At 67.6% G+C, this 13991-nt stretch carries 14 protein-coding genes; 11 read left to right on the top strand and 3 right to left on the bottom strand.

Annotated features, from left to right (window positions below):
• Positions 1–79 precede the first annotated feature (79 nt).
• From ACOGXI_RS01695 to ACOGXI_RS01660, 8 genes are all read left to right on the top strand, one after another.
• Positions 80–403 carry a hypothetical protein gene (locus ACOGXI_RS01695; protein WP_419937178.1) on the top strand — a complete coding sequence of 108 codons (324 nt, stop codon included), beginning with the start codon at positions 80–82 and terminating at the stop codon, positions 401–403.
• 106 nt (positions 404–509) lie between these two features.
• Positions 510–1109, top strand: coding sequence for a hypothetical protein (locus tag ACOGXI_RS01690; protein ID WP_419937177.1), 600 nt, complete (start codon positions 510–512; stop codon positions 1107–1109).
• Positions 1110–1152: 43 nt separating this feature from the next.
• Positions 1153–1554, top strand: coding sequence for a hypothetical protein (locus ACOGXI_RS01685; RefSeq protein ID WP_419937176.1), 402 nt, complete (start codon positions 1153–1155; stop codon positions 1552–1554).
• 465 nt (positions 1555–2019) lie between these two features.
• Entirely contained in the window at positions 2020–2970 is a 951-nt protein-coding gene (locus ACOGXI_RS01680) for a cation diffusion facilitator family transporter (RefSeq protein WP_419937175.1), read from the top strand.
• A 32-nt stretch (positions 2971–3002) separates the two neighbouring features.
• Entirely contained in the window at positions 3003–4247 is a 1245-nt protein-coding gene (locus ACOGXI_RS01675; RefSeq protein WP_419937174.1) for a TolC family protein, read from the top strand.
• The gene (locus ACOGXI_RS01670; protein ID WP_419937173.1) at positions 4244–5761 is read left to right on the top strand and encodes an efflux RND transporter periplasmic adaptor subunit; all 1518 of its coding nucleotides are present in this window, start codon (positions 4244–4246) and stop codon (positions 5759–5761) included. Before ACOGXI_RS01675 ends, ACOGXI_RS01670 begins: the two co-directional genes overlap by 4 nt.
• Positions 5762–5771: 10 nt before the next feature.
• Positions 5772–8879, top strand: a complete 3108-nt coding sequence (locus ACOGXI_RS01665) for an efflux RND transporter permease subunit (RefSeq protein WP_419937172.1) — start codon at positions 5772–5774, stop codon at positions 8877–8879.
• A 157-nt stretch (positions 8880–9036) separates the two neighbouring features.
• Complete coding sequence (locus ACOGXI_RS01660; protein WP_419937171.1) at positions 9037–9426, top strand: copper resistance CopC family protein; 390 nt, start codon at positions 9037–9039, stop codon at positions 9424–9426.
• On the opposite strand, the gene ACOGXI_RS01655 is transcribed toward ACOGXI_RS01660, so the two are convergent.
• Both ACOGXI_RS01655 and ACOGXI_RS01650 read right to left on the bottom strand, forming a co-directional pair.
• Positions 9398–9658, bottom strand: a complete 261-nt coding sequence (locus tag ACOGXI_RS01655; RefSeq protein ID WP_419937170.1) for a hypothetical protein — start codon at positions 9656–9658, stop codon at positions 9398–9400. The genes ACOGXI_RS01660 and ACOGXI_RS01655 overlap by 29 nt on opposite strands.
• A 73-nt stretch (positions 9659–9731) precedes the next feature.
• Entirely contained in the window at positions 9732–10262 is a 531-nt protein-coding gene (locus tag ACOGXI_RS01650; RefSeq protein WP_419937169.1) for a DinB family protein, read from the bottom strand.
• Positions 10263–10308: 46 nt separating this feature from the next.
• On the opposite strand from ACOGXI_RS01650, the gene ACOGXI_RS01645 reads away from it, so the two are divergent.
• The 3 genes from ACOGXI_RS01645 to ACOGXI_RS01635 are packed head-to-tail and all read left to right on the top strand — an operon-like array spanning position 10309 to position 12421.
• Entirely contained in the window at positions 10309–11241 is a 933-nt protein-coding gene (locus ACOGXI_RS01645; protein WP_419937168.1) for a VOC family protein, read from the top strand.
• A complete protein-coding gene (locus tag ACOGXI_RS01640; RefSeq protein WP_419937167.1) occupies positions 11238–12182 on the top strand; it encodes an MBL fold metallo-hydrolase in 945 nt (314 codons plus the stop codon). The genes ACOGXI_RS01645 and ACOGXI_RS01640 overlap by 4 nt, the downstream gene beginning before the upstream one ends.
• Positions 12179–12421: a hypothetical protein gene (locus ACOGXI_RS01635; RefSeq protein ID WP_419937166.1), complete on the top strand. Its 243-nt coding sequence runs from the start codon at positions 12179–12181 to the stop codon at positions 12419–12421. Before ACOGXI_RS01640 ends, ACOGXI_RS01635 begins: the two co-directional genes overlap by 4 nt.
• Positions 12422–12468: 47 nt before the next feature.
• Here the strand turns inward: ACOGXI_RS01635 and ACOGXI_RS01630 are convergent, their stop codons facing one another.
• The gene (locus ACOGXI_RS01630) at positions 12469–13584 is read right to left on the bottom strand and encodes a 6-bladed beta-propeller (RefSeq protein WP_419937165.1); all 1116 of its coding nucleotides are present in this window, start codon (positions 13582–13584) and stop codon (positions 12469–12471) included.
• Positions 13585–13991 lie beyond the last annotated feature (407 nt).

The following is a 13991-nucleotide window of genomic DNA, read 5'->3' as shown; positions in this document are numbered from 1 at the left end:
GCGCGGAGGACGATGTAGGAACCGAAGTTCCGGAACCCGAAACCCTGAAGGGGAAATCGAAACCACAAGGAGGAAAGCGATGGGCGAGCACGACCACAGCTGCGAGAGCCACGACAGCAGCCATCAGCACGGAGACGACTGCGGCCACGAAGCCGTGGAGCACGACGGCCATACGGACTATGTGGTCGATGGCCATCTCCACCATGTGCACGGGGACCACTGCGACGACCACGGCCCGGCCGAGGGTCATGGCCACGACTGCGACGGGCACGACAGCGATCACACGCACGGCGACGGATGCGGCCACGAAGCCGTGGAGCACGATGGGCACACGGACTACGTGGTCGCCGGCCACCTGCATCACTCGCACGCCGGGCACTGCGACGATCACGGTCCGGCGTAACGGTCCGTATAATCTGCCCCGGGAACAGCCGCCGGCCTGGCCCGGCGGCTGTTCCCACATTGCCTCCGTCGCGAAACCCGGCACCGAAAGCCCTGACAGATTCTGAATGGGTCCGCTCATAGCTGCGCTGCTGGCGCCGGTCGCCGGAGTCCTACTCTACGTTTGGCTGCACAATCGCCCGAAGACGATCCGTGTCATCGACACCGTCGTTCTCGTGGTCCTCCCCGTGCTGGTCGCCGTGCAGGTTCTCCCGCACGTCTGGATCCATCGCGAGATCGGACCCCTCATCGCTGTCGTGCTGGGAGGCGGCGTCCTCTATCTCATCGAAAAGATCTCCCATTCGGTGGCGCGGCACACGGACAACCTCACCATCCTCCTGGGCGTGTGCTCGATGGTCCTGCACGCGCTGCTGGAGGGCGGCGCGCTGATGCCGGCCACGGCGAGCGCTCCGTTCGCCTTCGCCGTCGTCCTGCATCGGGTCGCCGTCGGGCTGCTGATCTGGTGGCTGCTCGAGCCTCGGCACGGCGTCGCCGTCGCCATCGCGGGAATCGGAGCGATCCTCCTGGCGACGGTGATCGGGTTCGCGGCGGGCACGGGAATACTCCCGGATGAGCACGCCGCGCTTGAAATCTACCAGGCGTTCGTCGCGGGATCGCTGCTTCACGTCGTGTTCCACCAGGGGCGCCACGACCACATTCACGACTGAATACGCCCGGCGCGCTCGCGGGCCGGCTCACCGCCTCGGCGATGTGCGCGACGGCCTTCCTCGCCGCCACCCGCGGAGCGGGTATCCGCAGGAAGCCTCGGGCGGCGAGGCGGTCGAGGTCCTCGAAGGTGACGCCGGGCCGGAGGAAGTCTTCGGCGCCGTCGAGGGACTTGAGCTTGTCGTAGGGGGTGGCGACGACCCGCTGGCGGTAGCGCTTCTTGATGCGGCCCTGTCGACGGAGGATCTCCTTGGTGGCGGGTCCCGAGAGCCGGTCGCAGGCGTCGTCGACCTCGGCCGGGAGGGCGGCGTCCCCGGGCGTGTAACGGCGCTGGAAGGCGTTGGACGGGGCTTCCTGCGGCGGTCGCGGATGTGGCCGGTTCTCCTGTGCCGGGCGATGAGCCGGGTAAGCTGCGCTCTCGAGAGCCCGGTCACCTTGGCCAGATAGGCCTTGACGAGGCCCTTGTCCGGCTTGCGGAGGCGGTGGTGGCGGAGCTTCTCCAGCGACCGTCTCACGAACACGTAGGCCGAGCCCCGGTCGTTGCGGGTGAAACCCACCCGCTCGCCGCCCTCGAGGAAGGCGCGAACCTCATCGAGCGTCCGAATCCGTTCGGTGCGAAGCGTCACGATCATGCCTCCATGATCTCATCGCCCCGCGCTTCAGGCTCACCTCCCGGTGGAAACCCGTTCCTCGTTCAGGCTCATGCCCCGCTGGACAAGACTCGCCATGTACGTTTTTTGCGATTCCCGGTAGGTTCAAACCTCACGGGTCGAGGATCGCCGCTGAGTCCGAAGCGCTGCAGGAAGCGGTCCCCGGGAGAGTACGCGAAGGTCGTAGGCCCGGGGCGCCGAGGACGGAGAGGGACGACGAACCCGGGACCAGCACAAACCCCAACAAGATCCGGTAGTCGCCATGCCGCAGTCTTACCCGGAAGCCTCCGACGCTCAGGATTCGCTCAGCGCGAGCAAGCAGAGCCTCATCGCGGCGCTCGTGCTGATCGTCGGGTACATGCTCGCGGCCGTCATCGGCGGCTATCTCGCCGGCAGCCTGGCCCTTCTCGCCCACGCCGGACACATGCTCGCGGACGCGGTGTCCCTCGCGCTCGCGCTGGGGGCTACCCGTTTCGTGGGCCAGTCGGCCTCGGCGGAACGGACGTACGGTCTGCAGCGCACGGAAATCCTCGCAGCCCTCGTCAATGCGCTGCTGCTCTGGGGCATTTCCATCGCGGTGTTCTTCGAGGCATACCGCCGTTTCTCCGGGGCGTCCGAGGTTCAGGGCGAACTCATGCTCATCGTGGGGGCGGTCGGCCTGGTCGTGAACATTTCGGCCCTCGCGATCCTGCACGGGCCGGCTCAGACGAACACCAACGTCGCCGGCGTGCTGCAGCACATGATGACCGACCTGCTCGGGGCCGTGGCCGTCGTCGTGGCGGGCGTGCTGGTGTGGGCGTTCGGCCAGCACGTTGCCGACTCGGCACTCAGCGTGCTGATCGGCATTGCGATCCTGGCGAGCACCTGGCGCCTGCTGTCGGGGGTCGTGCAGGTGCTTCTGGGGAGCACGCCGGAACACATCGATGTCTACGCCCTCTGCCACCAGATCGAGGAACTCGAGGGCGTGACGACGATTCACGATGTGCATTGCTGGGCCATTTCTCCCGGATACGATGCGCTGACGGCGCACCTCCTGGTGGAGCCCGGTTACGAATCGGATCGGCGGGTCGAACCCCTGCTGGACCGGATCCGGGACATCGCGTACGACGAATTCAACATTCACCACATCACGATTCAGGTTGAGACCAGGGTCGGTCGCTGCATTGAGTCGCATCATGTCGACCACCTGCTGGCCACCGCCCGAAACCCATGATGAACGTGTCGCGGCCCTCTCCGGGTTTACGAATGCTCCTCGGGCTTGGCGCGCTCCTCGCCGTGCCGTGCGCGACCGCCGCTCAGGACATGCCAAGCCGGGAGGCGGTACGCCGGGTCTCGCTGGCGGAGGCTCTCGAAGCGTTCGCCGAGAACAGCCTCGCGCTGAAGATCGCGCGGTCCGAGGCGGCCGAGATCGCGGGAGCGGCCCGCCAGTCTCGTGCCTACTTCAACCCGTCGTTTTCCATCAGCCGCGACGATCTCGACCACGAGCTGGAACAGCACTGGGAAGAGATTGTGCGGCTCTCCCAGACGCTGGAATGGCCCGGCCGTACCGCGGCCCGGCGCCGCGCCGCCGGGCACATTGTCGGGGCCGGCGTAGCGCGCTTTCGCGGTGACTCCATTCGGCTCGCCTTCGAGGTTCGCGAGACCTGGGCGCTGGCGTGGTTCGCCGAGGCGGCGGAACTCACCGCGCGCCACGCCGCGTCGGTGATCCAAGAAGTGGCCGAGGATGCGGAAATCCGGCTGGAAGCGGGGGACATTTCCGCCTTCCAGGCCCGGCGCCTGCGGCTGGAGCGGGTGCAGGCCGAGCAGGATGTGGCCGAGGCGGAACTCCGGGGCCGTGCCGCCCGCAGGCATTTGGCCGCGCTGATCTTTCCCGGGGCCGGCAGCGAGGAGGTCGGACCGTCCGCGGAGCTTGAGGGCGTGCCGCCGCGGGTGACTCGGGAGGACGCGCTCGGCGCCCTGCCGGGGCGGCCGGATCTGGAGGCCGCGGCTCGGGACCTTGACGCCGCACAGGCCGAACTCTCCATCGCGAGGTCCGGCTGGGTGCCGATTCCGACGATCGGCTTCGGATACCGGCACCAGGAGGACGGATTCCACGGGCTCAGCCTGGGCCTCGATCTCCCGCTGCCGTTGTTCGATCGCGGAGGAGGCGCCCGCGAGGAGGCCGACGCCCGAAGTTCCGCCGCCGCGTATCGTCTCGATCTTCAGCGACGGCTGGCGGAGAACGATCTTCTGATCGCGTCGGATCGGTACGCCTCCAGTCGCGCCCGTCTCGAAAGCGTGGCCGACGGCCTGCTGGCGGACAGCGAGGCGCTGCTGGCGGCCGCGATGGCGGCTTACGGCGAGAATGAAATGGCGCTTCTGGAGCTGCTCGACGCGGCGAGCGCCTTCCGGAACGCTCGGCTCAGTGCCCTGTCCATGCGATCCGCCGCCTGGATCGACTACTACGATTTGCTTCGCGCCATGGGACGGGCCCCGGAGGAGGAACGATGACACGAAATCTCGTCCAGATTTGGATCCTCGGCTCGCTGGCCGCACTCGGATCCTGGGCGTGCGGGGAAGCGGCCGATGTGGGGCAGGAGGCGCACGACGTCCTCGAGGGCGGGGGGTCGCTGACGCGGCTCGCGGACGGCATCGAGCTTTTCGTGGAATACCCGCACCAGGTCGAGGGACTGGAGAGCGAGGAGCCCTGGGAGATCCATCTGACGCGGCAGGAAGGCTGGCGGCCGGTCGAAGCCGATGCGGTGACGTTGACGATGATCGGGCCGTCCGGCGCCCGCCGGAACGTCTCGGCGGAGGACGAGGCGCCGGGCATCTACGAAGCGGTGCCGACCCCGACGGCGGCGGGAATCTGGCAAGCCGAATTCAGTCTGCGGGTCGAGGGACGCGAATACACGATCCTGGCGGGGCCGTTCGTCGTCTTCGCGAGCGAGGAGGATGTGGAAGCGGCGCCCGCGACCACCGGACCGATCGCACTCTCCAAGCAGGAACAGTGGTCGTTCCCCTTCGGGGTCGCGGTCGCCGAGGAGCGCGAGATACCGGCCTCGATCCCGGCCGCCGGCGAGTTGGTGGCGCCCCCGGGCGGGCTCGTCCAGGTCTCCGCCCCGGTGGCGGGACTCGTCCGGGTGGAGGGACCCTCCTTCGGGCCGGGGGATTTCGTCCGGGCCGGACAGACGCTGGCGCTAATCGCGCCCATCAGCCTGGACAACTCGTACGCGCGGACCCGCGCCGATGTCGTGGCGGCCGAACGCGAGGCCGAGCGGGCCGAGGGACTCTTCGAGGCGGGCGCCATCTCCGCGCGCCGGTTGGAGGAGGCTCGACGCGACCTGAACGTCGCCGAGGCGGCATTCGAAGCGATCGGCGGCACACCGGGCAGCGTGGGTGACAGTGTCGGCGGCGGCGACCTCGATTCCGGTCTATACCGCCTGCGCAGCCCGATCAGCGGTGTGATTACGGCGAGAGAGGTGGCGCTCGGCCAGCAGATCGACATCGGAGGACATGCGTTCACGATCGTAAACGCGGCGACGCTCTGGTTCGTCGCGCGGGTTCCCGCGCGCTACGCGCCGGAGGCGAACCGGATCCGCGGCGCCTGGTTCACCGTCGAAGGAGACGCGAGCGCCTACACGGCGAGCCGGGTGCTGTCGGTTGGAAGCGTCATCGACCCGGACAACCGCACGCTCCCGGTCAGGTTCGCGGTCCCGAACCCGGACCGGACGCTCAAGGTCGGAATGCTGGCCGAAGGGCGGATCCTGCTCGGCGACCCGCAGCGGGGCGTGGCGGTTCCGACCGCGGCCATCCAGAACGAGAACGGTCTCTCCGTCATCTACGTCAAGGTCACCGGGAGCACCTTCGAGCGCCGCGTCGTCGATGCGGGTGCGTCCGACGGATCCTGGACGCTCGTCTCCTCGGGCGTCGATCTCGGTGAGGAGGTGGTCACCGCCGGTGCGTATCAGGTGAGCCTGGCCTCTCTCGGCACGAGCGCGCCGTCCGACGGTCACGGTCACTAACGGAGCCGGGATGAGCGCATCCAAGCGGCGGGGCATCCTGGACCACTTCGTCGGCTTCTCCCTCAAGAATCCCTTCCTGGCGCTCATCTTCGCCATGGGACTCTTCGTGGGCGGCAGCTGGATCGCCGCCACTTTCCCCGTCGATGTCTTCCCCGACCTGACCGCTCCCACCGTCACGGTGCTCACGGACGCTCACGGACTGGCGCCCGAGGATGTCGAGACGGCAATCACCTTCCCGATCGAAACCGCCCTGAACGGGGCGCTGGGAGTTCGCAGGGTCCGCTCGAAATCCGCCCACGGGATCAGCATCGTCTGGGTCGACTTCGAATGGGGTACGGACATCTTCCTCGCTCGGCAGATCGTCGGCGCCCGGCTGCAGTCCCAGGCGCTCGACCTCCCGGAGGGGGTGGAGGCGCCGGTGCTGGCCCCCATCAGCTCGATCATGGGGGAGATCATGCTGGTCGGCATCAGGGCTTCCCCATCGCAACTCATGGAGGCGCGCACCTTCGCGGACTGGATCGTGCGGCGCCGGCTGCTCGCGGTGCCCGGCGTCTCCCAGGTGGTCGCGCAGGGCGGCGATGTGCGCGAATACCAGATTCTCGTCGATCCGGAGCGGTTGCTGGCCTATCGGGTGGGACTCGAGGACGTGCTTGCCGCGACCGCGGGTTCCAGCGAGAACGTGTCCGGGGGAGTCTTCTGGTCGAGCGGGCGCGAGATTCTGATTCGCGGAATCGTCCGGCCAGCCGACGTCGACGACATCGGCGTCACGGTCGTGGCCACCCGCGAGGGGGTTCCGGTCCTGATCGAAGACGTCGCCGAGGTACGGGTCGGACCCGGCATCACTTTCGGGACCGGATCCGTGAACGCCGAGCCCGCGGTCATCCTGTCGATCCAGAAACAGGCCGATGCCAACACTCTGGAGCTGACGCGGAGGGTCGACGTCGAGCTGGACCGGATCGAGACCGAACTCCCTGCGGGGATCAGCTTCGAAAGAGAGATCTTCCGACAGGCCGACTTCATCTCGCTCGCCATCGACAATGTGATCCTCGCCCTGCGCGACGGCGCATTGTTCGTCATCGCCATCCTGCTGTTGTTCCTGTGGAACGTCCGAACCACGCTGATATCCGTCCTCGCGATCCCCCTCTCGCTCGCGCTGGCGATCATCGTAATGCGCGCGTTGGGAGGCACGGTGAACACCATGACGCTGGGCGGGATGGCGATCGCCATCGGCGCCCTCGTCGACGACGCGATCATCTTCGTCGAGAACGTGCACCGCCGGCACCGGGACAACGTCCGGCGGCCGCGTGGCGAACGGATCGCCGTCCTGCCCCTCATTCGGGGCGCCGCGCGCGAGATCCGGGATCCGATCCTCAACGCCACCCTGATCATCACGATCGTCTTCGTGCCGCTGTTTTTTCTTTCCGGCGTCGAAGGGCGGATGCTCCAGCCGCTCGGGCAGGCCTACATTGTGAGCATCCTCGCATCTCTTGTCATTGCCGTGACGGTGACTCCCGCGCTGTGTTATCTGCTGCTCCCGGCGGACCATTCCCTGCGACAGCGGCGGGATCCGTGGCTGGTTCGGCATCTCGAATCCCTCTACAGCCGTGTCCTGGACTGGGCTCTGCGTCGTTCGGGGACGATGCTGATCGGGTCGGCGCTCCTTCTTGCGGGCACAGTCGCGGTGGTCCCGACCCTGGGCCGCGAATTCCTGCCGGAGTTTCAGGAGGGTTCGCTGACCGTGACGGTCGTGAGCGTCCCGGGCACTTCGCTGGAGGAATCCGACGAAATCGGCAGGAGGGTCGAGCGCCAATTGCTTCAGACCCCGGGGGTGGTCTCGACATCGCGACGCACGGGCCGTGCCGAACTGGACGAACACGCACAGGGCGTCAACGTCTCGGAAATCGAAGCGCGACTCGACCTGACGGACCACGAACTCGCGGAGGTGCTCAGCGGGACGCGCGGGAATCTCGCGGGAATCGCGGGAACCAGCATCACGGTCGGCCAGCCGATCAGCCATCGCATCGATCACATGCTCTCCGGTACGCGAGCCGCGATCGCGATCAACCTCTTCGGACCGGACCTCGGGGAGCTGCGCAACGTCGCGGGTCAGCTCGCGACGATTGCCGAGGAGGTCGAGGGGCTCGTGGACGTCGCCGTGGAGCAGCAGGCGGAAGTGCCGCAGCTCCAGGTCCGCGCGAACCGCCGGGCCATGGCCCGTTACGGAGTTACGCCGGGCACGCTGGGCGAAGCTGTCCACATCGCGATGCAGGGCGAAGCGGTGTCCATTGTGCGGGAGGGGGAGCGAACCTTCGATCTCGTCGTGCGTTACGCGGACGAGTACCGGGCGGATACGGACGCCATCGCCGGCGCCCTCATCGCAACCCCGGCCGGGCCGATGGTCCCTCTGTCGCAACTCGGTTCGATCGTGGAGACGAGGGGTCCGAACATGATCACCCGCGAAAACGTCCAGCGGAAGATCGTCATCAGCGCCAACGTGGCGGAGCGCGATGTCATCGGGGCCGTGACGGAACTGCGGGGCCGCGTCGCCGAGGAGCTGGATCTGCCGCCGGAGTACTACCTTCAGTACGGTGGCCAGTTCGAGAGCGGCCAGACCGCCACGCGCCGGCTAATCATTCTCTCGCTGTTCTCGATCGGCGCGATCTTCCTCATCATGTTCCGCGCCTTCGGGAGTTTCAGGACGGCGATGTTCCTCATGGTGAACCTGCCGCTTGCGCTGACGGGGGGCGTGCTCGCCGTGCTGCTGATCGGCGGAACCGTGAACGTCGCGACGCTGGTCGGCTTCATCACGCTCTTCGGCATCGCGGTGCGGAACGGGATGCTCTTGGTAAGCCGATACCAGGATCTGCACGATAGCGGAGTCTCGCTCCCCGACAGCATCCGCCGCGGTTCGGTCGAGCGCCTGAGTCCCATCCTGATGACGGCGCTCACGGCGGGACTCGCCCTCATCCCGCTTGCGCTGGGGATCGGTGAGCCGGGGAAGGAGATACAGGCTCCGCTGGCGGTCGTCGTCCTCGGCGGCCTGCTGACCTCCACCTTCCTCAACATGATCGTCGTCCCGGCCCTGTTTCTGCGTTACGGAAAGCTGTCCACGGAGTAGATGCGAGGTAGATTGGACGGATGCACCCGCACGAATTGACGCCCCGGCAGCTTGAGGCCGCGGAAGCCCCGGACGGGCTCCCCGGGCTCGCCGAACAACTCAGGAGCGCACGAGGACCGGAGCGAAGTTCAATGACCAGAGTTCAATGAAGAGTCCTATGACCAGGTGGATCCGAAAGGGGGCAGTCGTCGTAGCGACCGCCGTGCTGGCGACGGCGGGCATCTACGTCTGCGCCCACCTCGCCCTCAGGGAGTCGTCTCCGAAGAAGGATGAGACGGTGGCGGCCAGCCCCGAGACGGTCACGCTGTGGTTCACGCAGGCCCCGCAGATGGCCGGGACGTCGGTCCGGCTCCTGCCGAAGGGGGGCGAACCCCTCGACCTGGAACCGGCGACCGCGAAAGAGGACGACCCGAGCGTCGTCGTGCTGGACGTGGGCGAGGGGCTCGCGGACGGCGACTACGAGGTCATGTGGCGGGCCATGGCGCAGGACGGCCACACGATCCGCGGCGACTTCGGCTTCAGAGTTCGGCGAGCGCCTCGGCGCTGAAGCCGACCAGAAGCGTGCCTCCCGCCAGCACGATCGGCGCGCGGTACTTCCCCGTAGGCCCCTTCAGCGCGTCGAGTTCGGTTTCCCCGGGACTCAGATCGCGCCGGCTCCTCCCTCTGGCGACGACCACCCGCTCGGCGGTCGCGAGGAGTTCGCGCACGTCGTCGTCCGTGAGCGGAGCCTTCGTGGCGGATCGTTCCTCCGCGATCGTCGCGCCGGTCTCGTCGAACACCGCACGGGTGCGTTTGCAGCTCGTTCAGCCCGGGCGCTGGTAGAAGAGCGCGATCTCGGTCATCTCGATCTCCTCAGTTCGCGGGAGGGGCAGCCAGGTATCGTGCCCTGAGCATCTCCCGGTGGTGAAGTTCGTGACCGGCGATGATGTGGATGATCGCCCGCACCGTGCACTCGCTGCCGCTCGCGACGCCCCGGCGCGAGAGCGCGTCTTCGTCGAGCGAGGCGAAGAAGGCCGCATTCGCGGCGCGCAGTCCCCGGAATTCCGGTAGCAGTTCCGCGATGGGGCGACCGGCCGCGTTGGAAGCCGCGGCCCATTCATCCTGATCCATTCCCGGCAGCTCCGCCGAATCCGCGCGGGCGATGTGGAGCGCTCGGTAGGAGAAGAGCCGCTCGGTGTCGATCACATGGCCCAGCACCTCGCGGCACGTCCACTTGCCCGGCTCGTATGCGAACGTCTCGCGTTCGACGGGGAGGCCGGAGAGAAGCGCCTCCAGCGCGTCGGGCGCTTCGCCGAGGACATCCGCCAGGGGTCGGTCCGTCGGCACGCGGTCGATGTAGGTGGAGTAGTAGTCGGCGTGTTCGTCGGGTCCAGGTCGTTTCATGGCGGGCAAACTATCGACCTTGCCGTCCCGGCGACATCTTGTACGCATGACATACCAGCGACGCATCATCGCGATCATCGCCTGTGCCCTGCTCGGCACGGCTGCGGACGCCCTCGCCCAGGACACGCCGGCGGCCTGCGTGGCGCCGGGCTCCTCGCTGCGCATCGACCACGTACCCGTCGCCGTCGGCGACCTCGAGGCCCTGTCGAACCGGCTCACCGACGAGTTCGGCTTCCACGTCCAGGACGGGCGAGGCGACGCGAACGGAATGGAGACGGCGGAGATCGGGTTCGCGGACGGGACCCGGCTCGAACTCAGGACCGTCGGGGGCTCGGCTGATCCGGACGCCTCCGGCATCACCGAGGTGCGGCGCTATGCCGACCTGATCGCCGATGGCGGAGGTGGGGCGTACCTGGCTCTCTCCGGGGCGGATGGGGCCGACGTGGCCGCTGGGGCCGCTGCGACCGGCCTGGATGAACTCGTCGCCGTTGCCCGGGACGTCGAACCGGATCTCGCGGTCGCCGGTTCCGGCGCGGGTCGAACGGCGTCCTTCCCGCCGGACCATCCGCTGCACCCGGTGTTCCTCGTCGACTCCGATCCGGGTGCACGAGAGCCGCCGAACCTGCCCGGGGCGCCCGAGCACGCGAACGGAGCCCGGGGTCTGCAAGCCGTCTGGATCATGGTGGAGGATCCGGAGCGCCTCACGCGGTTCCTGCTCGCCTTCGGGGCCCGCGACTGCGGCCCGTCTCGACACCCCGAGCACCTGTATGGCCACGCCGTCGGCATCCGGGGCGGCACCGTGTACGTCGTCGACGCACGCCTCTGGATGGCCGACCCCGGCTCGGCGCCGGTCGTGTCGCTGACCGTACGCGGCGGGCCCGAGTCCGTCTCCGACAACATCGTCCTCGGAAACGCCGGCGGGCTCTGGATCGAACTGCGCCCCGCCCCGCCCCCAGGGAGAATAAGGGAGAATAGATGACGCTTCACACTCTTGATCGACGAACCTCCATCGTCGACCTGAAGTTCCAGGGTTTCGATCTCGCCATCGGGACCGGCGTCCTGGAAACCGGGGACGGGGTCGCGCTCGTCGACCCCGGGCCCACGACCTGTCTCGCGGCGCTGGAGGCCGGGCTCGGGGAAGCCGGGTTCGGCCTCGCCGACGTACGCGCCATCCTGCTCACGCACATCCACCTCGATCACGCCACGGCCGCCGGGACGATCGTGAGCCAGGTGCCCGAAGCGCGGGTTTACGTCCATCCCGTGGGGGCGATCCACATGATCCGGCCCGAGCGTCTTCTCGCCTCCGCCGGCCGCATTTACGGCGACCGGATGGAGACGCTGTGGGGAGAGTTCCTTTCGGTTCCCGCGGAGTCCGTCACCGCAGTGGACGAAGGGCATACGGTGCGGCTCGGCGGCCGGACGCTTCGCGTCGCCTACGTACCCGGCCATGCGAAGCACCACGTCGCCTATTTCGAGGAGGACGGGGGGACCGCGTGGGTAGGCGATGTGGGCGGGATCCGCATCCCGCCGGGGGGCGTGATCCCGGTCACGCCGGTGCCCGACATCGACGTCGAAGCCTGGAACGCGAGCATGGAACGGGTCATGGAGTGGGATCCCGCCCGCATCATCCCGACCCACTTCGGAGCGGTCGAGGACCCGGCCGCCCACTTCGCCGAACTCCGCGACGAACTCGCGCGCTGGGCCCGCACCGTGCGCGAATCGCTGGGGAACGAGGACCCGGCGGACCCGGACACGTCCGCCGATCCCGCGCGGGCCGGGACGTTCGCGGCCTGGGTCGAGGAAGACCTGCGCGGGCGCATGCCGGCGGAGCCGATCGACACCTACATCAACGCCTTCGGCGCGCGCGATTCGTGGTGGGGCCTCGCCCGCTACTGGCGCAAGCGAGCCGAAGCCACATGAAGCTGACGCCGCATGCCGCCGGGTTCGCGAGCCTTCTCGTCCCCGGTCTCGGTCAACTTCTGCAGGGTCGACTCCGCGCGGCGGGCGTCTCGCTGGCCAACGCCGCCATGGGCGCCTACACGGGAGCCCACTGGTTCGCGGATGGCGAGGCGCTGGACTTCATGTGCTTTATCGTCTGCGCGGCCGTCCACGTGTTCCAGGCGCTCGAAGCCGTGGAGTACGGGCAGCGCTCGAAGTAGCGGCGGCGCGAGGCCAGTACGCGCCGCGCAAGCCCCGCGACAAGAAGTCAGGGGATCCGGTATTCGTGGATCCCGTATTCGTCTTCCTGCCCTGCCGCGAAAATGCGCGGAAACGAGGCGGTCAGGCCACCGACCCACGGCCGGTCGAACGCGTATCGCTGCTTGACTCGGCCTCTACTGTCGAGAATCCACATCTCCTTGGGAGTAACGTCAAGGTTCTCCGGCACGGCCACGACGAAGAACAAACCATCTCCTGCCGCACCAAGGCTTGTCACGTACCGCTTCCCCGCAGAGATGCGTCCGGCGTCGGCCGAGGCAAGCGCACCCATTCGGCGCCAGACGTTTTCGGCAAAGGTGTCCCGCCATTCCGCCAGCACATGACTCAACTCCGAGAACACGAAGATCTCAACCGGTGATCCATCCAACCGATAGATCCGACCTTCGGGGAGTTCAGGCCTGACGACGACGATCAGACCGCTCCCAATGTCCGCGATGAGATAGCCCGGATACCCGCCAAGAAAGCCGCCATCGCCGAACGCGCCCAGGCTGCGCCCGTCCGGAGAAAACAACTCGAACAGGTTTCCGTCAGGGCCGGGAACCACGGCGACGAGAGTGTCGCCGACCGTGGCCATGTTGTTCGGAACACGTCCCGTCAGCCGGACCTCGGTCGCTAGCTCGCGCGTCTTACGGTCGAAGACGAGGAGTTTGCTGTTCCCCTGGTCCAGCACAACGACACTCCCGGCCGCGATCCCAACCGCCTTGATGTTGCGTAATTCGCCCGGACCCTCACCGTGCCGGCCGAAAGCGCCAACGAACTCCCCGGAGGTTGTGAATTCAAGCACGCGCTGGTCATCGCGATCCAAAGCGAAGAGTCGGTCCCTGCTGGCGTCGTAGTGCAATCCCGAGGGTCGACTGAGCCAGGCAGTCTCCGCAGTCGCGTCCTGGCGCACGACCGTTCGAACGCGCTCAAGCGTCACCGCACGCCCCAGCGGCTCCGGCTCCGCACTAGAGCACGAGGACAGGAGCACGCAGATGCCCGCAACGGAGAGGGATCGATCAGACTGGGCGAACGCCAAGCCGCGCCGCACATGCTGCCGTGGACGATGCACGAAACCCAAGGGGCGCATCCTCACCGAACCGACCGGTTCGCCTCGGTTCAGCAACTACCTCCGAGACTATAATAGTAGTGACCGTCCGAATAGTCGCACCAGATCCCGCCGACATCGTCGTCGTTACAACTGGACAGATAGCCGCTGCTATCCCAAGGGCAGTCGTCGTCGCAATCGCCGCTAATCGCCGCAGACGCATTGCTCGCGATACCGGTGGCCGCCATGCAGGCGGCGAGGAGGAGAGCTTGAAGAGTCCTTCGCAGGCTGATCATCGAGGCACACTCCTTTGGTTATGGTGGTTTCCGACCCCGATCACATAGATATGTACCCCCCCCCGTCGGGGAATGGTTCCCTCCCATCAGGAACGGATTCCTCCGTGCGCATCAAGGTCCTCGCGGAAGCGGTGGAGAGCCGCAGCGGGAAGACCCGGCCCCGGCTCCGCCCAGCCTACTTCCGTCCGG

Origin of the sequence: Candidatus Palauibacter sp. (genome assembly GCF_965208055.1) — a bacterium.
GTDB lineage: Bacteria > Gemmatimonadota > Gemmatimonadetes > Palauibacterales > Palauibacteraceae > Palauibacter.
Note: the sequence above shows the minus strand (reverse complement) of the source record. Positions and strands in the feature narration are given on the sequence as shown.